The following is a 17,907-nucleotide window of genomic DNA, read 5'->3' as shown; positions in this document are numbered from 1 at the left end:
CCTCCCGTAACTCGTCTATTTTGCAACGTTTCCTATTATACACCACATCTTGAAATGCTTCAATGCGCAAAACCCATATCTGGTGTGTGAATTATACTGAAATAGTGTACAAAATGGAGAAAATGAACCGGCATAAAAACGCCCGGCGGGGTGACAGATGCCCGCCCTGTCTGGTACAATAAAGAAAAAGAAACAAGGGGAGAAAAACACCCATGAAACCCAGTGTCGGAATCTGGCCCTGCCTGAACCGGGATGCCATCAAGGCCATCGCCATGGCCGCCATGCTGCTGAATCACATCGCCAACACGCTGCTCTCGCCCCAAAATCCCTGGTTTGAGCCGCTGGTGGACATCGGCTACTTCACCGCGGTGACCATGTGTTATTTTCTGGCCGAGGGCTACGAGTACACCCATGACCGCAAGGCCTATGCACTGCGGCTGCTGGTGTTTGCCCTCATCTCCCAGATCCCCTATTGGCTGGCGCTGGGGGTGTTCCAGCTGAACATGCTGTTCACGCTGCTGGTCTGCCTGGGAACCGCCCATGTGGCCCATGAAATGGGCACCCGGCCCGGCGAGAGGCTCGGGCGGAATTTCGCGGCGCTGCTGGGCCTGTTCTTTGTCAGCCTGTTCATGGACTGGGGAACGATGGCCCCGCTGTTCACCTTCATGTTCTGCGGCTGGCGGTACGGAAAAGCCGGGCTGGGGGGCAGACGCAGCGGGCTGGCGCTTGTCTTTTTCGGGGAAGCGGTGATCTTTTTCTTCCAGACCATGCCGGAGGGATGGACGGTGCAGGCGGTGCTGCACACGGCCGCAAGCACGCTGGGCATCCTGGCAGCGGGCGCGGTGATCCTGCTGTTTTACAACGGCAAGCGGGCCGAACACGGCCGGACGTTCTGGAAGTGGTTTTTCTATCTGTTCTACCCGGCCCACCTGGCGGTGCTGGCGGCGGTGAAGTTGCTTGTCTTACAATAATAAAAAAGAAAAAGGCTCTGCCCGTGGGTTTTCCACAGACAGAGCCTTTTTGTGTTGAAAATAAAACGGAAAAAATCAGCCGTTGGCGCCCAGGGCCTTCACATCCTCGTTGTCCGCGAAGGCCACGGCGGCAAAGCCCTGATTTTCCAGGGCGCCGAACTGCTTGCCCAGCTTCTTGGCCTGAGGCAGCACGGTTACGGTGTAGTTCTCCCGCAGGGTGGCCGCCTTGGCCAGCACCTGGGCGAAGTCCGCGTCGGGCAGGTAGAGCAGGGCCATCTTGGGCTTCTGGGCCGGGATGGCAAAGCCCTGCTCGGCCAGGATGCCGCAGATGCGCTCGAAGCCGATGGAGAAGCCCACCGCGGGCACCTGCTGGCCGATGAACTTGCCGATCATATTGTCGTAGCGGCCGCCGCCTGCCACCGCGCCGCTGAAGGCCGCGCAGGTGACCTCGAACACCATGCCGGTGTAGTAGCCCTGGCCGCGCACCAGGCTGGGGCAATAGGCGATCTTATACTTGCCGCCGGCCAGAGTTTCCACAGTGGCGATCACCTTGCCCAGGTTTTCGGCCAGGGTCTTGTCCTCGCACAGAGCGCCGATGGCCTCCAGGCTGAACTCACCCTTGGCCAAAAAATCGCTCAGAGCGGCAACGGCCTCGGCGGGGCACTCCTTCTCGGTCAGCTCCTTGGCCACACCCTCGGAGCCGATCTTGTCCAGCTTGTCGAAGGTGATGCACACGCTGTCCAGGCTTTCGGGGGCAAAGCCCATGCTGGTCAGCATGCCGCGTAGCAGACGCCGGTCGTTGATGTTCACGGTGAAGTCGTCAAAGCCGATGTTCAAAAGGGCCCGGGCGGTCACGTCGATCAGCTCGATCTCCGCGTTGCAGGAGCCGTCGCCCAGAATGTCGATGTCGCACTGGACGAACTCCCGCATCCGGCCCTTCTGGGGCCGCTCGGCACGGAATACCCGGTCGGTCTGGATGACCTTGCAGGGGGTGGGCAGTTTGTCCTTGTTGGCGGCGTAGTAGCGGGAGAGGGGCAGGGTCAGATCGTACCGCAGGCCCATGTCGGACAGGTCCTTCTCGTTGCCGGAGGCGATGGCGGAAGCCAGCTTGTCGCCCCGCTTGAGCACCTTGAAGATCAGGTTCAGGTTGTCGCCGCCGTCGCTCTTGTCCAGGTTCTCCATGTCCTCCAGCATGGGGGTGGAGATGCGCTCGAAGCCGCTGGCGCGGTAGGTTTCCAGAATGCGGCCCTGCACATAGTCGCGCAGCGCCTGCTCGGCGGGCAGATAGTCCTTCATGCCCTTCAGCGGATTGGTTTTCATTGATGTTCCTCCCACATTCTATATTTTAACAGAATAAAGCACTTTTATCTTCTAATGATAGCCCGGCGGGCCGGTATTTGTCAAGGCAACACCGCGCAATTCCAGATGGTGGAGCACGCCGTAAAATTTTTTGTGAGATGAAGCAAAAAGCGCAGCCAATCCTTGGTGGATTGGCGAGCATTTTTGGGAAATATCACGGAAAATTTTGGCGCGATACGCCGACTGAGGCATTTGCCGTGAATTGTGCGGTATTGCCTCAACAAAAAGGGGGCACACTAAGCCAAAAAACCATGGGAGGAAAATGAACAATGGGGCAGTTTGTGAAAAAACACCCCTGGGTGATTCTGGCGGCGGGGGCGGCCATCCAGCTGCTGGCGGGCATCCCCACCGCCTGGGGCGTGTTCCAGGAGCCGGTGCGCGCAGAATACGGCTTTGAGGAGGAGACCGCCAGCTTTGTGCTCAGCTGGCTGGTGGCGGCCTTCGGCGCGGGCGGGGTGGCCGGAGGGTTTTTGCAGGATAAGCTGGGCCCCCGCTTCGCCGCGCTTTTGGGCAGCGCCGGGCTCTGCGCCGGATTCGTGGCGGCGGGCTTTGTGCCGGCGGAAAAGCCCTGGCTGTTTTATCTGGCGTTCAGCGCCCCGGTGGGGGCGGGCTGCGCCTTTTTGTACCCGGCGGTGATGGGCTGCGCTCAGAAATGGTACGCGGAAAAAAAGGGCCTTGCCACCGGGGTGATCGGCGTGGCGGTGGGGCTGTCCGGCGCGGCGCTCACGGTGCTGGTGAAGTGGTTCACCGGGCTGTGGGGCATCCGGGGTTGTTTCTGGGCATTGGGTGCGCTGCTGGGCCTTGTCTGCGGCGGGGCAAGTCTTTTGTTGCAGAATCCGCCCCCGAAACCGGCGGCGGGGCAGGAAAACCAGCAGGGCATGACCCCGGGGCATATGCTGCACACCTCCGCCTACTGGTGGATCACCGCCTCAGTGGCGCTGGCCACCCCGGCGGTGCTGCTGTTCAGTCCCCGCATTCTGGAATTGGCCCGGCAGAGCGGCCTGCCGGAGACGGCCGCGGCCTGGATGGTGGCGGTGGGCGCGGCGGGGTCTGCCGCCGGGCGGCTGAGCCTTGCCGCGGCGGGTGATAAATTTGGCCGACGGGCGGTGCTGATCGCCGCCTTCGGGGCGCTGGCTGGCCTGTCCGCCGGGTTTGCCTTTGCCAAAGAATGGCTCTTTCTCGCGGCCTATGCCGGGCTGTGCTTTTTCTACGCCGGGCAGGCGGCGGTGCTGCCCAGCCTTTGCACCGAGCGGTTCGGCCTGGCCCACACAGGGGCCAACTACGGCCTGCTGGCACTGGGCATGGCGGCGGGCAGTTTGGGCTTTCCCTTTGCCGCAAAGGCCTTTGGGCTGGATGCCGGGCGGCACTGGCTGGCGGTGGGCGCGGCGCTGGCCGGGGCCTTCTGTTTGTGGAAGCTGGGCCCGGCGAAAAAGAGCCAAAACGCCGGTTGAGCAAAGCGGCGGGCAAAGGAAACACCGCGCAATGCACGCCTCACGGCTCAGGCGGCGCGCTTCACCCACCTGGAATTGTGCGGTATTGCAAAAAAAGACCGCGCACCCTTTTATAAGGTGCGCGGTCTGGAGGGGTTGCTTAGCCCTTGGTGTCGCCGAACAGGTTGAAGCGGTAGAGCTTGGCCTCGTCCTCGGGCTCGGAGCACTCGAACTTGGCCTCGGCGATCTGGCCGCCCTGGATCAGAGCGGTGAAACCGATGATCTGGCACAGCTTGCTCTTCAGGTTCAGCCGGTCGCCCTCGGGGGTGATCATGTAAACGTCGCCCTTGCAGGAGGCCAGCATCTCGCTGAAATCACGAACATTGAAATTATGAAGACTGATGCGATCCATAAAACGGATTCCTCACTTTCCCTTGCGCAGGCCCCGGCGTGTCAGGGCAGCCGGGCCCGCTGGATGTTTCTTTTATTGATACTTTCTCCCACGCGCGGGCTTTCCCTGCCCGTGCACCTATACTATAGCACTGCCTTTGTGCAGATGCAACAATGAAACTGCAATTTCTTTGTACGAAACGACGATTTAATTCGCACAAAAATCCAGTATCGCTCCAAAACAGGGAAGCCGGTACAATTTTTTGGCCGAACAAAATGGAAAAACGCCTTGCAAAACCACCCGCCCCTATTTATAATGAAAAGGTAGATGTTGTGAAATCCGCAACAAGCTTACAAAGAGAGCAAAGGAGAGTACTATTATGACCTATTCTCATGAAGTAGAGCGTATGTGTCCTCTGACCAAAGGCCCCCATCACGGCCCCGCCCCCATCCCGGAGGAGGGCGCCTGGGTTAAGGCCTATGAGATCAAGGATATTTCCGGCCTGACCCACGGTGTGGGCTGGTGCGCCCCCCAGCAGGGCACCTGCAAGCTGACTCTGAACGTTAAGAACGGCGTGATCGAGGAAGCTCTGGTCGAGACCATCGGCTGCTCCGGCATGACCCACTCCGCCGCTATGGCTGGCGAGATCCTGCCCGGCAAGACCATCCTGGAAGCTCTGAACACCGACCTGGTGTGCGACGCCATCAACGTGGCTATGCGCGAGCTGTTCCTGCAGATCGTTTACGGCCGCAGCCAGACTGCCTTCAGCGAGGGCGGCCTGCCCATCGGCGCCGGCCTGGAGGACCTGGGCAAGGGTCTGCGCAGCATGACCGGCACCATCTTCTCCACCAAGGCCAAGGGCGTTCGTTACCTGGAGCTGACCGAGGGCTACATCCTGAAGACCGCTCTGGATGAGAACAACGAGGTCATCGGTTATCAGTTCGTTCGTCTGGGCAAGATGCTGGAAGCCATCCGCCACGGCGAGGACCCCAAGACCGCGTTCGAGAAGAACATTGGCACCTACGGCCGGTTCGATGGCGCTGCCAAGTACATCGACCCCCGCGAAGAATAAGAGAGGAGGAGAAATATTATGGCTACTTTTGAATCTATGGATCGCCGCATGCCCAAGATCGAGGCATGCCTGAAGGCCAACGGCCTGGAATCCCTGGACGCTTGCCGTGAGATGCTCCTCGAGAAGGGCATCGACTGCGACGCTATTGTTAAGGGCGTTCAGCCCATCTGCTTTGAGAACGCCGTTTGGGCTTACACCCTGGGCACCGCCATCGCTGTGAAGCGTGGCCTGAAGAACGCCGCCGAGTGCGCCGCCGCCATCGGCGAGGGCCTGGAGGCTTTCACCATCCCCGGTTCTGTTGCCGAGCAGCGCAAGGTTGGTCTGGGTCACGGTAACCTGGGCGCCATGCTGCTGAGCGACGAGACCAAGTGCTTCGCCTTCCTGGCTGGCCACGAGAGCTTCGCCGCTGCTGAGGGCGCTATCGGTATTGCCCGCACCGCCAACAAGGCTCGTAAGACCCCCCTGCGCGTTATCCTGAACGGCCTGGGCAAGGATGCAGCTTACATCATCAGCCGCATCAACGGCTTCACCTACGTGGAGACCGATTACGACTTCAAGACCGGCGAGCTGAAGGTTGTTCGCGAGAAGGCTTTCTCCGACGGCGAGCGCGCTGCTGTTAAGTGCTACGGCGCCAACGACGTTCTGGAAGGCGTTGCCATCATGAAGGCTGAGGAGGTTGAGGTTTCCATCACCGGTAACTCCACCAACCCCACCCGCTTCCAGCACCTGGTTGCCGGCACCTACAAGAAGTGGGCCATCGAGAACGGCAAGAAGTACTTCTCCGTTGCTTCCGGCGGCGGCACCGGCCGTACCCTGCATCCCGATAACGTGGCTGCCGGCCCCGCTTCCTACGGCCTGACCGACAGCATGGGCCGTATGCACGGCGACGCTCAGTTCGCCGGCTCCTCCAGCGTGCCCGCTCACGTGGAGATGATGGGCCTGATCGGTATGGGCAACAACCCCATGGTTGGCGCCACCGTGGCCTGTGCTGTTGCTGCTTCTCAGGTCTAATCGACCCGTTAAGCACACTGTGTTTTGAACATGAGCACCGTCCCCTTTTGGGGGCGGTGCTTTTTTGCTGCCTGCGCACTGGCTTTTTTGCTGGATTGTATGCTACAATAATAAAAATAATGCACGCAAAAAAAGAGGAGGCGGCGGGTTATGTATGATATGGCGGAATCACAGATGACCCTTTATGATTATGTGCAGCCCTTTGGGGGAACACTGGATGAGAATAACCGCTGGGTGAAGCTGGCGAAGGAGATCGACTGGCAGGAGATGGAGCGCCACTATGCGGGCAACTTCGGCCGGGCAGGCAACCAGGCGCTGCCGCTGCGCATGGCCTTCGGCAGTCTGGTTATCCGCCAGGCGCTGGAGCTTTCCGACCGGCAGACCGTGCAGATGATCCGGGAAAACCCCTACCTGCAATACTTCATCGGCATGACCAGCTTTTCCCACACCGCGCCCTTTGTGGCCCATAGTATGGTGGGCTTTCGCCAGCGCATTCCCCAGGAGCAGGTGGACAAGGCGGTGAAGCTGTTCCGGCGCATTTCCCGCCAGTGCGAGCGGGAACAGTGACCGGCGTTCCGGCATAGGTTAGGGGCGGCGGCGCGTTCTGGTTATCCAATGTGACAAAGTCACTTTTCAAATACGCGCCAACATGATAGAGTTTGGGCAGCACCACATAATTCCAGGTGGTGGAGCACGCCGGAAAATTTTTTGCGGAATGAATCAAAAAGCGCAGGCAAGCCTTGGTGGCTTGACGAGCATTTTTGGAAAATTCCACAGAAAATTTTGGCGGGATACGCCGCCTGAGGCGTTCGCCGTGAATTGTGTGGTGGTGCCCCAAGGAAAAACAACGGAAGATAGCGCCCTCGGGTGCTGTAATAAAAAATATTCTTACTTTATTGGAGGGAGTTTTCCATGAATCTGAAGGGTTCCAAGACCGAGGCCAACCTGATGGCCGCCTTTGCCGGTGAGAGCCAGGCCCGCAACAAGTACACCTACTACGCATCCAAGGCCAAGAAGGAAGGCTACAACGAGATTGCTGCCGTCTTCGAGGAGACCGCCAACAACGAGAAGGAGCACGCCAAGATCTGGTTCAAGCTGCTGCACGACGGCGAGGTGCCCGGCACCCTGGCCAACCTGGCCGACGCCGCTGCCGGTGAGAACTACGAGTGGACCGACATGTACGCCAGCTTCGCCGCCACCGCCAAGGAAGAGGGCTTCGACCGCATCGCCGCCCTGTTCACCATGGTGGGCGACATCGAGAAGGAGCATGAGGCCCGTTACCGCGAGGTGGCCAAGCTGCTGGAAGAGGGCAAGCTGTTTGCCCGTGAGACCGAGCAGGTGTGGATCTGCACCAACTGCGGCCACATCCACATCGGCACCCACGCTCCCGCCAAGTGCCCGGTCTGCGACCATCCTCAGGGCTACTTCGTGCTGCGCGCGGAAAATCACTGATTTGTTTTGAACCTTTGGCCCCCGGCTTTAGTGGGGTGTTCGTAAGACAGTAACAAAAGCAAAAGGCGTGATGAAAGTGGTCGCGCCTTTTGCCTTATGTGGATAGCCGCTTTCGAGGAGCAAGGGATGCAGTCCCTTGCTCGGAACATAGTGACGCAAAACACCCCGGACATTCAGGTGTCCGGGGTGTTTTGCGTCACCGAGCGCACATATGGGGATTACCCTGTATAGAAGTGCGCCCTTAGTATCTGTTCGACAAATTGGAATTTATATTTTTTTCTGCAAATAAATCATATCTACCAGTTGAGTACCTGCTTCATATATTGAATGGTCATAATTATCCGTGAAGAAGTTTTTAATGCTATGCGAACGAATAAATCCACACTTCTCATAAAAAGGAATTGTCAACGGACTATCCCCTGTACCAACTTGCAATATAGAATACTTCCCTTTGTATGTCGTAGCAACGAAGTCAATTAGTGCTTTACCGTAACCCTTTCCCTGATATTCTGGTTCAGTTGCAATGTTTTTGATTTCAAGGACACCCTTCCCCTCGTCTGTTATCACACATTCGCACTTAACTCCATCATCGTCCAAAACATACATTGTCCCCTTATTAATATACCTGTCTATCATATCCTCTTGCTCATCTGCTAATAGCAGCAACGGAAGAAATTGTTTTTTATTCTCCTTGATTTCTTTAATTTTCATATCAACTTGCTCCCTAAATACCGATTTGTAGGTCTGTTCGGTTCCATGCTATCACATAACGGGGATAAAATACAAGAACAGCCACCGCAGTTCAAACTACGGTGGCTGTTAACTGTCTTATGAACACCGCTCCTTTTGGGGGCCTTTTTCTTTTGCAAAAACGCCCCCATTGCTCTTGACAGAAGAACGGTTTGTCCTGTATACTTCCTTATAGTATTACATTACTATGATAAAGCAAAAAGAACAGGGAGGCGAGCCGGGATGCAAAACGACCAGCTGCTGAAAAACGAGGAGCGGGCGGTGATCGCCCTGCGGGCTTTGTACCAGAGCTATGGGTATCTGCCTTATAAAATGAGCCGGTTCGAGGAATACGAGCTGTATGCCCGGAACAAGGACTTTCTGCTCAGCGATCGGGTCATCACCTTTACCGACACCAACGGCCGCCTGATGGCCCTCAAGCCGGACGTGACCCTTTCCATCCTGCAAAAGGGTGAGGAGAACCCCGGCTGCAAGCGCAAGGTGTGCTACAACGAAAACGTGTACCGGGTGTCCCGCCGGTCGAGCCAGTTCAAGGAGATCATGCAGACCGGCCTGGAATGCATCGGCGATGTGGACGGCTACGATGTGTTCGAGGCGGTGGAGCTGGCGGCGAAAAGCCTGGCGCTCATCGGCCCGGAGTATGTGCTGGAGCTCAGCCATCTGGGTGTTGTCTCCGCCTTGCTGGAGGCGGCGGGCGGCGGCGAGGAGTTCCGAAGCAGCGCGCTGGAGGCCCTCTCCCAGAAAAATGCCCACGATCTGGCCCGCATCTGCGAGGAAAATGGTGTGTCGGCCGAATGCGCCCAGCGGCTGGCCGGGCTGGTGACCATCTACGGCAGCCGGGGCCCGGCGCTGCAAAAGCTGCGGGAACTCTGCGGCGAGCTTGCCGGGGAGGCGCTGGCCGAGCTGGAGCAGCTGAGCGCCCTGCTGGACGCGGCGGGCCTGGGCGACGAAGTGGTGCTGGACTTCTCGGTGGTCAACCACATGGACTACTACAACGGCATCGTGTTCCGGGGCTTTTTGCAGGGCCTGAGCCAGAGCGTGCTGGCGGGTGGCCGGTATGACCGGCTGATGCGCCGGATGGGCCGAAGTCAGGGCGCGGTGGGGTTCGCCCTTTATCTGGACCGGCTGGACCAGCTGCGCAGCCCCCGCCCGGAATGGGACGTGCAGGTGCTGCTGCTCTATGAAAACGAGACCCCCGCGGCGGCGGTGGCGGCGGCGGTGCAAAAATTGCGCGCCGAGGGCAAGAGCGTGAGCGCCCAGAAGGCGGTGCCGCCCAAGCTGCGATATCAGGAATGCATCCGGCTGGACAAGGAGGGGAAACCATGCTGAACATCGCGCTGCCCAAGGGCCGCCTGGGCGAAAAGGTCTATGCCATGTTCGAGGCGGCGGGCTACGAGTGCCCGGCCATTCGGGAGAACAGCCGTAAGCTGATTTTTGAAAACGCCGAAAAGGGCATCCGGTACTTCTGGGTCAAGCCCTCGGACGTGAGCATCTATGTGGAACGGGGCGCGGCCGACGTGGGCGTGGCCGGTAAGGACATCCTGCTGGAATACCACCCGGATGTGTACGAGCTGCTGGATCTGAATGTGGGCCGCTGCAAGATGGCGGTGGCCGCCCCCCGCGACTTCCATGACGACGGGGAACGCACCCTGCGGGTGGCCACCAAATTCGCGTCCATCGCGGCGGACTACTACGCGGGCATGGGCCGGGACGTGGATTTCATCAAGCTGAACGGCTCCATCGAGCTGGCCCCCATTCTGGGCCTGTCCGACGTGATCGTGGACATCGTGGAGACCGGCACCACCCTGCGGGAAAACAATCTGGAGGTGGTGGCGGACATTCTGCCCATCAGCGCCCGGCTGATCGCCAACAAAGCGAGCTTCAAATTCAAAAACCGCCAGCTGGAAGAGATGCTGGCCAAGATGAAGGAACAGGTGAAGTGATATGATTCCCATTTATGAATACGGTCAGGTACCCAACAGCGAGATTTTTGCCCGGGACAACATCGCCTCCAATGTGGAGGGCGCGGTGACCGAGATTCTGGCCCAGGTGGCCGCTCGGGGCGACGAGGCCCTGCGGGAATATACCCTGCGTTTTGACAAGGCGGAGCTGACCGAGCTTGAAGTGACCGAAGCGGAGATCGACGAGGCCTTCGCGGCGGTGGAGCCGGAATTTGTGGAGATCCTGCGCCAGGCGGCGGCGAACATCCGTGCCTTCCACGAAAAGCAGCGCCGCAACAGCTTTGTGGTAGCCGACCAGCCCGGCGTGGTGCTGGGCCAGAAGATCGTGCCCATCCAGAAGGTGGGCCTGTATGTGCCCGGCGGCACTGCGGCCTACCCCTCCACCGTATTGATGGACAGCATCCCCGCCAAAATCGCGGGCTGTCCCCAGCTGGTGATGGTTACCCCTCCCGGCGCAGACGGCAAGGTGAACCCGGTGATTCTGGCGGCGGCCAAGATCGCGGGCGTGGACCGCATCTTCAAGGTGGGCGGCGCCCAGGCGGTGGCGGGCCTTGCCTACGGCACCGAGACCCTGCCCAAGGTGGATAAGATCGTGGGCCCCGGCAACGCCTATGTGGCGGAAGCCAAAAAGCAGGTGTTCGGCCGGGTGGCCATCGACATGATCGCCGGACCCAGCGAGATTCTGGTGGTGGCGGACGGCACCTGCAACGCCAAAGTCGTGGCGGCGGACATGCTCAGCCAGGCCGAGCACGATAAAATGGCCAGCGCGGTGCTGGTCACCGACAGCGGCGAGCTGGCCAAGGCGGTGCAGGCGGAGCTGGAACGGCAGATTCCGCTGCTGCCCCGCAGCGAGATCGCCCGGGCTTCCATTGACAACAACGGCAAGATCATCGTGGCGGAAAATCTGGACCTGGCTATCGACATCGCCAACGAGATCGCCCCCGAGCATCTGGAATTGTGCGTGGACGCGCCTTTTGATTATCTGGAGCGGGTGCGCTGCGCCGGTTCCATCTTCCTGGGCAAGAATTGCCCCGAGGCCCTGGGCGATTACTTCGCAGGCCCCAACCACACCCTGCCCACCAGCGGCACGGCGAAATTCTCGTCGGCTCTGTCGGTGGACGACTTTGTGGTGAAGAGCCAGTTTACCTATTACACCGCCGACGCGCTGGCTAAGGTGAGCGAGCAGGTGGCTTACTTTGCCCGCAAGGAAGGGCTGGAAGCCCACGCCAACAGCGTCACCGTGCGGCTGGAGGAGAAAAAGCAATGAGCCGGTTTTTTTCAAGTCGTTACGCGGCCCTCACTCCCTATACTCCGGGGGAGCAGCCCCAGGACCAGGACTATCTGAAGCTGAACACCAACGAATCCCCGTTCCCCCCTTCGCCGGGGGTGGCGGCGGCGGTGGCTGCCCAGTGCGGGAAATTGCAGCTGTACTCCGACCCCCAGTGCTCCGGGCTGCGCCGTGCGCTGGCCGACCGCTACGGGGTTAGCCCTGCCAATATCATGGTGGGCAACGGCTCGGATGAAGTGCTGGACCTGGCCTTCTGCGCCTTTGCGGGGGAGGAAAGACCTCTGTATTTCGCGGATGTGACCTACGGCTTTTATCCGGTGTTCGCGGCCAAGAACCGGCTGCCCTATGAGGTGATTCCCTTAAAAGAGGATTTCACCATCGACCCGGCGGATTACTTCGGCAAAAACGGGGTGGCGGTGATCGCCAACCCCAACGCCCCCACCGGTCTGGCTCTGGGGCTGGACGCTCTGGAAGCGATTTTGCAGGCCAACCCGGACGGGGTGCTGATCGTGGACGAGGCCTATGTGGACTTCGGGGCCGAGAGCGCCGCCGCCCTGCTGGATCAATACGACAATCTTCTGGTGGTGCGCACCTTCTCCAAGTCCCGCTCCATGGCGGGGGCCCGGCTGGGCTTTGCCATCGGCTGCGAGGCGCTGATCGCCGATCTGGAGACCCTGCGCTATTCCACCAACCCCTACAACGTGAACCGGATGACCCTGGCGGCGGGCGAGGCCGCCCTGGCGGAGGACGACTATTACATGGACAACTGCCGCCGCATCGCCGCCATCCGGCAGGATGTGGCCGGGCAGCTGGAGGCCATGGGCTGGCGGGTGCTGCCCTCCAAGACCAACTTCCTGTTCGCGGCTTCTCCCGCGATGGGCGGCAAGGCCATGTATCAGGCCCTGCGCCAGAAGGGCGTGCTGGTGCGGCATTTCGATGCCCCCCGTACCCGGGACTTTATCCGCATCACCATCGGGGACGAGACCCAGATGGAGCGGTTTGTGAACACCGTCAAGGAAATTGAAAAGGAGGCAGTCCAGTGAGAACGGCAGAGATCAAACGCACCACCGCCGAGACCGACATTTCCCTGCGCCTTGTGCTGGAGGGCACCGGCAAGGGCAATTGCGCCACCGGCTGCGGCTTTCTGGACCATATGCTGGTGCTGTTTGCCCGGCACGGCCGGTTCGATTTGGACCTGACCTGCACCGGCGACACCTACGTGGATTACCACCACACGGTGGAGGACGTGGGCATCTGCCTGGGCGACGCCTTCCGGCAGGCCCTGGGCGACAAGCGGGGCGTCTGCCGCTACGGCCAGTCCCTGCTGCCCATGGACGAAACCCTGATTCTGGCGGCGGCGGACCTGTCCGGCCGGGGCGGCTACTATGGGCAGGTGGAGATTCCCACCCAGAAGGTGGGCGACTTTGACACCGAGCTGTTCGAGGAATTCTGGATCGCCTTCGCCCGTCAGGCCCAGCTGACCCTGCATCTGCAAAAGATGGCCGGGGCCAACTCCCACCACATCATGGAGGGGGCCTTCAAGGCGGCGGCCCGCTGCCTGCGCACGGCAGTGGCCATCGACCCGGAATTTGCCGGGGAAATTCCATCCACAAAAGGGGTGCTGTGATGATCAGCGTAATTGACTACGGGGTGGGCAACTTGTTCAGCCTCTGTTCCTCCCTGCGCTGTGTGGGGGCCGAGGTGCAGGTGAGCGCCGACCCCGCTGTTCTGGAACAGGCGGACAAGCTGGTGCTGCCCGGCGTGGGCGCCTTCGGCGACGCGGCGGACAAGCTGCGGGCCACCGGGCTGGACCAGCTGGTGATCAAGCAGGCGAAAAAGGGCGTGCCGGTGCTGGGCATCTGCCTGGGCATGCAGCTGCTCTTTGAGGAGAGTCTCGAATACGGCCGCCACAAGGGGCTGGGTCTGTTGGCCGGGCGGGTGGTGCCCATGGAGGGAGCCATCCCGGAAAAGTTGAAAATCCCCCACATCGGCTGGAACGCTTTGCAGCCGGTGGCCGAAAGCCCGCTGCTGCGGGATGTAAAACCCGGCGACTGCGTGTATTTTGTTCATTCTTATTACGCCGACGGCTGCGCCGACAGTCTGGTGGCCACGGCGGAGTACGGCATCCCCATCACCGCCATGGTGCAGAAGGGGAACGTGATGGGCTGCCAGTTCCACCCGGAAAAGAGCGGCCCGGTGGGCCTTGCCATTCTGCGGGCCTTTTGTGAAGAGGAGGGAAAAGCATGATCCTGTTTCCGGCCATCGACCTGTACGAAGGGCAGGCGGTCCGGCTCTATCAGGGCGATTACCGGCAGATGACCGTGTACAGCCCCGACCCGGCGGCGCTGGCCAGAAAATTTGCCGCCACCGGCGCCACCCACATCCATCTGGTGGACCTGGAGGGCGCGCGGGACGGCACCACCCCCAACCTGCAGCTGATTCGGCGCATCGCCGCCGAGACCGGCCTGTTTGTGGAGGTGGGCGGCGGCATCCGGAATATGGACATTGCCCGGGCCTACCTGGAAAACGGGGTGAGCCGGGTGATTCTGGGCACCGCCGCCGTCACCGACCCGAACTTTCTGCAAAATGCTCTGGATACCTGGGGCGAGCGGGTGGCCGTTGGGGCCGACCTGCGGGACGGCCAGGTGGCCATCCGGGGTTGGCAGCAGACTAGCGACGAGGGGGCGCAAAGCTTCTTCGACCGGATGCAGGGCCTTGGGGTTTCCACCATGATCTGCACCGACATCTCCCGGGACGGGGCCATGCGGGGCGCGAATCTGGAGCTGTACCGCAAGCTGGCCAAGCGGCAGGGCCTGCAGATCGTGGCCTCCGGCGGCGTGAGCAGCCTGGACGACATTAAGGCCCTGCGGCAGATGGACCTGTATGGGGTCATTCTGGGCAAGGCCTACTACACCGGCGCAGTGGACCTGGCCGATGCACTGGAGGCGGCGAAATGATTACAAAACGAATCATCCCCTGCCTGGACGTGCGGGACGGCCGTGTGGTGAAGGGCGTGAATTTCAAAGGGCTGTCGGATGTGTCCGACCCGGTGGAGCTGGCCCGGTACTATTCCGAAAATGGGGCCGACGAGCTGGTGTTCTACGACATCACCGCCTCCGCCGAGGGGCGCAAGCTGTTTACCGAGATCCTCTGCCGGGTAGCGGAAACCATTTTCATTCCTCTCACCGTGGGCGGCGGCGTGAACACCCTGGAGGATTTTGACCGGGTGCTCAAATGCGGAGCAGACAAGGTGAGCGTGAATTCCGGCGCCATCCGGGACCCGGAGCTGATCCGCCGCGCCGCTCAGCGCTACGGCAACCAGTGCGTGGTGCTCTCGGCGGACATCAAGCGGGTGAACGGCCGGTTCCAGGTGTTCGCCAAGGGTGGCCGGGAGGATACCGGCATCGAGGCCATCGGCTGGCTGCGCCGGGGCGTGGAGCTGGGCGCGGGCGAGGTGGTGGTGAATTCCATCGACACCGACGGCGTGAAGCAGGGCTTTGACCTGGAGCTGCTGGACGAGGTCTGCCGGGCGGTGCCGGTTCCGGTGATCGCCTCCGGCGGCGCGGGCAGCCGGCAGGATTTTGTGGAGCTGTTTAAAAAGGTGCCCAGTGTGGACGCGGGCCTCGCGGCCTCGGTGTTCCATTTTGGCGAAATCGCCATTCCGGATTTGAAGCAGACCCTTTGGGAAAACGACATCATAGTGAGGCGATAAGATATGCTGACCATTCAAGACCTGAAATTTGACGAAAAGGGCCTGATCCCGGCGGTTGTGGTGGACGCCAAAAGCCGCAAGGTGCTCACCGTGGCCTACATGAACGCCGAGAGCCTGGCCATCAGTATGGAGAAAAAGCGCACCTGCTTCTGGAGCCGTTCCCGTCAGGAGCTGTGGCTCAAGGGCGAGACCAGCGGCAACTATCAGCACATTGTGAGCATCACCGCCGACTGCGACCGGGACGCGCTGCTGGTGCTGGTGGAAAAGGAGGGCCCGGCCTGCCATCTGGGCAATGACTCCTGCTTTGAGGACGTATTGTTCCAGAGCGACGAGCGGGGCGACTTTACGCTGCAGGGCCTGTATGATCTGCTGGTACAGCGCAACGCCGACCGGCCCGAGGGCTCCTACACCACCTATCTGTTCGAAAAGGGTCTGGACAAGATCCTGAAAAAGGTGGGCGAGGAATGCACCGAGGTCATCATCGCGGGCAAGGCCGAGGACAAGAAGGAGACCATCTACGAGCTGGCGGACCTGGCCTACCATGCCATGGTGCTCATGGTGCAGATGGGCATCACCGTGGAGGACGTGCGGGATGAGCTGGCCAGCCGGCACATCATCGACCACAAGGTCAAGCAGGAAAAGATGACCTCATGAGGCCCTACAATCTGCACACCCACACCACCTTCTGCGACGGCGACAATACCCCCGAAGAGCTGGCCGCGGCGGCGCTGGCGGCAGGCTGTGAAACCCTGGGCTTTTCCGGCCACAGCCACACCGGCTTCGACGAGCGGTACTGCATGAGCCTTGCGGGCACCCGGGAATATAAGGAGCAGGTGCGGCATCTGCAAAGCGAATACGCGCCCAGGCTGCGGATTCTGTTGGGCATTGAGCAGGATTATTACTCGGAACGGCCCGCCGAGGGGTACGATTTTGTTATCGGCTCGGTGCATTATCTTTACCGCCATGGGGAGTACCTGCCGGTGGATGAGGACCCCCAGTGGCAGCAGGGCATTGTGTCCGACCATTACGGCGGGAATTACTATGCCTTCGCGGAGGATTACTTCGCCACGCTGGCGGATGTGCACCGGCGCACCGGCTGCGACATCGTGGGCCATTTCGACCTGATTGCCAAGTTCAACGAGGGTGGCGCGCTGTTCGACGAAGCGCACCCCCGCTACCGGGCGGCGGCACTGGCCGCGCTGGACCGGCTGGCAGGGGAGGGCGTGGCCTTCGAAATCAACACCGGCGCGGTGGCCAAGGGTTGGCGCACCCAACCCTACCCGGCAAACTGGCTGTTGAAGGAATTGCAGGCCCGGAGTGCCCGTCTGGTCTTTTCCAGCGACTGCCACAACGTCGGCCAGCTGCTGGCCGGCTGGGAGACTTGGGGACCTCTGTGCGGCCCTTCTCTCTGATAGGCTGATATTGTGAATGAGAAGCCGCCCGGCGGGGGAGTGAAAGCCCCGGCCGGGCGGTTTTGTTTTGCCCCGACGGAGCCGGTCTGCTATAATACGTTATATAATTACGATATAAGGGGGAACAAATATGGCCTGTCTGCCCTGTCTGGTGCTGGATCACGACGATACCGTGGTGGCCAGCACACCCACCATCCACTATCCGGCCTTTCTGGATGCCATGAAGATCCTGCGCCCACAGGTGAACTGGAGCCTGCACGAGTATGTGCTGTATAACTTCGAGCCGGGCTTTGAGGCCATCTGCCGGGAGATGCTGCACCTGACCGATGAGGAGATGCTGGTGGAGCAGAAGGTCTGGAAGCAGTGGACCAGCACCCATGTGCCGCCCATGTTCCCGGGCATGGCCGATCTGCTGCGCCGGTACCGGGAGGCAGGGGGAATCATCTGCGTGGCCAGCCATTCCAGCGAGGAGATGATCCGACGGGATTACCGGGTGCACTGCGGCTTCGAGCCGGAGCTGGTGTTCGGTTGGGAGCTGCCGCCCCAGAAGCGCAAGCCCGCCCCCTATGCGCTGAAGGAGATCATGAAGCATTACGGCCTTGCACCGGATCAGCTTTTGATGGTGGACGATTTAAAGCCCGGCTGGCAGATGGCGCAACGCTGCGGCGTGCCCTTTGCCTTTGCGGGCTGGGGCTGTGAGGTGGAGCCGGTGCGCCAGTTTATGAAAAAACATTCCACCCACCCGCTGGACACGGTGGACCAATTGGCCCCACTGCTGGGCCTGTAAGGCCCGATTTCCTATACAAATAGGACAAACGCAGCAGCATATTAACAAAGTGATACTTTTTCAAAAAAATTGAAAAAAGGTGTTGACTTTGGGGTTGCGGCTGTGGTATTATAACTGAGCCGTCAACGACGGCAAGCCGCTCGAAAGAGCTTGAAAAAATATTTCAAAAAAGTGCTTGACAAACAAGACTCTGCGAGATATAATAAACAAGCTGTCCCGCGAGGGGGAGCGGCACAGGACCTTGAAAATTGAACAATATCGAAGCTTGAACGGAACCTTATCGTGATGGAAAATCACGTTAAACAATTCCA

The 17,907-nt window shown here is 60.3% G+C and carries 21 protein-coding genes; 18 read left to right on the top strand and 3 right to left on the bottom strand.

Features of this window, described 5'->3' with window-relative positions; genetic code table 11:
* Nucleotides 1–212: 212 nt before the first annotated feature.
* Nucleotides 213–971 carry a TraX family protein gene (locus B5G03_RS14905; protein ID WP_087182460.1) on the top strand — a complete coding sequence of 253 codons (759 nt, stop codon included), beginning with the start codon at nt 213–215 and terminating at the stop codon, nt 969–971.
* Nucleotides 972–1,046: 75 nt separating this feature from the next.
* Here the strand turns inward: B5G03_RS14905 and hisS are convergent, their stop codons facing one another.
* The gene (gene hisS, locus B5G03_RS14900) at nt 1,047–2,291 is read right to left on the bottom strand and encodes a histidine--tRNA ligase (protein ID WP_087182459.1); all 1,245 of its coding nucleotides are present in this window, start codon (nt 2,289–2,291) and stop codon (nt 1,047–1,049) included.
* A gap of 77 nt (nt 2,292–2,368) precedes the next feature.
* On the opposite strand from hisS, the gene B5G03_RS17170 reads away from it, so the two are divergent.
* Both B5G03_RS17170 and B5G03_RS14895 read left to right on the top strand, forming a co-directional pair.
* Nucleotides 2,369–2,596: a hypothetical protein gene (locus B5G03_RS17170; protein WP_140401719.1), complete on the top strand. Its 228-nt coding sequence runs from the start codon at nt 2,369–2,371 to the stop codon at nt 2,594–2,596.
* A gap of 3 nt (nt 2,597–2,599) precedes the next feature.
* Complete coding sequence (locus B5G03_RS14895) at nt 2,600–3,781, top strand: MFS transporter (protein ID WP_087182458.1); 1,182 nt, start codon at nt 2,600–2,602, stop codon at nt 3,779–3,781.
* Between the two features lie 139 nt (nt 3,782–3,920).
* Here B5G03_RS14895 and B5G03_RS14890 read toward each other — a convergent pair whose 3' ends face one another.
* Nucleotides 3,921–4,172 (bottom strand): hypothetical protein, encoded by a 252-nt coding sequence (locus B5G03_RS14890; RefSeq protein ID WP_058962671.1) that lies wholly within the window; start codon nt 4,170–4,172, stop codon nt 3,921–3,923.
* A 358-nt stretch (nt 4,173–4,530) separates the two neighbouring features.
* Here B5G03_RS14890 and B5G03_RS14885 point away from each other — a divergent pair, with 358 nt between their 5' ends.
* The 4 genes from B5G03_RS14885 (at nt 4,531) to rbr (ending at nt 7,686) form a co-directional block, all read left to right on the top strand.
* Nucleotides 4,531–5,223, top strand: a complete 693-nt coding sequence (locus B5G03_RS14885; RefSeq protein WP_087182457.1) for an iron-sulfur cluster assembly scaffold protein — start codon at nt 4,531–4,533, stop codon at nt 5,221–5,223.
* An 18-nt stretch (nt 5,224–5,241) separates the two neighbouring features.
* On the top strand, nt 5,242–6,234 hold the full coding sequence (locus B5G03_RS14880) for a GGGtGRT protein (protein ID WP_087182456.1): 993 nt from the start codon (nt 5,242–5,244) through the stop codon (nt 6,232–6,234).
* 150 nt (nt 6,235–6,384) lie between these two features.
* The gene (locus B5G03_RS14875) at nt 6,385–6,801 is read left to right on the top strand and encodes a transposase (RefSeq protein ID WP_087182455.1); all 417 of its coding nucleotides are present in this window, start codon (nt 6,385–6,387) and stop codon (nt 6,799–6,801) included.
* 345 nt (nt 6,802–7,146) lie between these two features.
* Nucleotides 7,147–7,686: a rubrerythrin gene (gene rbr, locus B5G03_RS14870; protein WP_058962667.1), complete on the top strand. Its 540-nt coding sequence runs from the start codon at nt 7,147–7,149 to the stop codon at nt 7,684–7,686.
* Nucleotides 7,687–7,953: 267 nt separating this feature from the next.
* Here rbr and B5G03_RS14865 read toward each other — a convergent pair whose 3' ends face one another.
* Nucleotides 7,954–8,397 carry a GNAT family N-acetyltransferase gene (locus B5G03_RS14865; protein WP_087182454.1) on the bottom strand — a complete coding sequence of 148 codons (444 nt, stop codon included), beginning with the start codon at nt 8,395–8,397 and terminating at the stop codon, nt 7,954–7,956.
* Between the two features lie 261 nt (nt 8,398–8,658).
* On the opposite strand from B5G03_RS14865, the gene B5G03_RS14860 reads away from it, so the two are divergent.
* From B5G03_RS14860 to B5G03_RS14810, 11 genes are all read left to right on the top strand, one after another.
* Nucleotides 8,659–9,765 carry an ATP phosphoribosyltransferase regulatory subunit gene (locus B5G03_RS14860; RefSeq protein WP_087182453.1) on the top strand — a complete coding sequence of 369 codons (1,107 nt, stop codon included), beginning with the start codon at nt 8,659–8,661 and terminating at the stop codon, nt 9,763–9,765.
* Complete coding sequence (gene hisG, locus B5G03_RS14855; RefSeq protein ID WP_087182452.1) at nt 9,759–10,379, top strand: ATP phosphoribosyltransferase; 621 nt, start codon at nt 9,759–9,761, stop codon at nt 10,377–10,379. Before B5G03_RS14860 ends, hisG begins: the two co-directional genes overlap by 7 nt.
* A 1-nt stretch (nt 10,380) precedes the next feature.
* A complete protein-coding gene (hisD, locus tag B5G03_RS14850) occupies nt 10,381–11,664 on the top strand; it encodes a histidinol dehydrogenase (protein WP_087182451.1) in 1,284 nt (427 codons plus the stop codon).
* A complete protein-coding gene (gene hisC, locus B5G03_RS14845) occupies nt 11,661–12,728 on the top strand; it encodes a histidinol-phosphate transaminase (RefSeq protein ID WP_087182450.1) in 1,068 nt (355 codons plus the stop codon). Before hisD ends, hisC begins: the two co-directional genes overlap by 4 nt.
* On the top strand, nt 12,725–13,312 hold the full coding sequence (hisB, locus tag B5G03_RS14840) for an imidazoleglycerol-phosphate dehydratase HisB (protein ID WP_087182449.1): 588 nt from the start codon (nt 12,725–12,727) through the stop codon (nt 13,310–13,312). The genes hisC and hisB overlap by 4 nt, the downstream gene beginning before the upstream one ends.
* Complete coding sequence (gene hisH / locus B5G03_RS14835) at nt 13,312–13,932, top strand: imidazole glycerol phosphate synthase subunit HisH (RefSeq protein ID WP_087182448.1); 621 nt, start codon at nt 13,312–13,314, stop codon at nt 13,930–13,932. The genes hisB and hisH overlap by 1 nt, the downstream gene beginning before the upstream one ends.
* A complete protein-coding gene (gene hisA, locus B5G03_RS14830) occupies nt 13,929–14,642 on the top strand; it encodes a 1-(5-phosphoribosyl)-5-[(5-phosphoribosylamino)methylideneamino]imidazole-4-carboxamide isomerase (RefSeq protein WP_087182447.1) in 714 nt (237 codons plus the stop codon). Before hisH ends, hisA begins: the two co-directional genes overlap by 4 nt.
* Complete coding sequence (gene hisF, locus B5G03_RS14825; protein ID WP_087182446.1) at nt 14,639–15,397, top strand: imidazole glycerol phosphate synthase subunit HisF; 759 nt, start codon at nt 14,639–14,641, stop codon at nt 15,395–15,397. The genes hisA and hisF overlap by 4 nt, the downstream gene beginning before the upstream one ends.
* 3 nt (nt 15,398–15,400) lie before the next feature.
* Nucleotides 15,401–16,051 (top strand): bifunctional phosphoribosyl-AMP cyclohydrolase/phosphoribosyl-ATP diphosphatase HisIE, encoded by a 651-nt coding sequence (hisIE, locus tag B5G03_RS14820; RefSeq protein WP_087182445.1) that lies wholly within the window; start codon nt 15,401–15,403, stop codon nt 16,049–16,051.
* On the top strand, nt 16,048–16,809 hold the full coding sequence (locus B5G03_RS14815; RefSeq protein WP_087182444.1) for a histidinol-phosphatase HisJ family protein: 762 nt from the start codon (nt 16,048–16,050) through the stop codon (nt 16,807–16,809). The genes hisIE and B5G03_RS14815 overlap by 4 nt, the downstream gene beginning before the upstream one ends.
* Before the next feature lie 130 nt (nt 16,810–16,939).
* Nucleotides 16,940–17,596: an HAD family hydrolase gene (locus tag B5G03_RS14810; protein ID WP_087182443.1), complete on the top strand. Its 657-nt coding sequence runs from the start codon at nt 16,940–16,942 to the stop codon at nt 17,594–17,596.
* Nucleotides 17,597–17,907 lie beyond the last annotated feature (311 nt).

This window comes from Gemmiger sp. An50, assembly GCF_002161595.1.
Taxonomy (GTDB): domain Bacteria; phylum Bacillota; class Clostridia; order Oscillospirales; family Ruminococcaceae; genus Allofournierella.
This window is presented reverse-complemented; position numbering and strand designations above follow the sequence as displayed.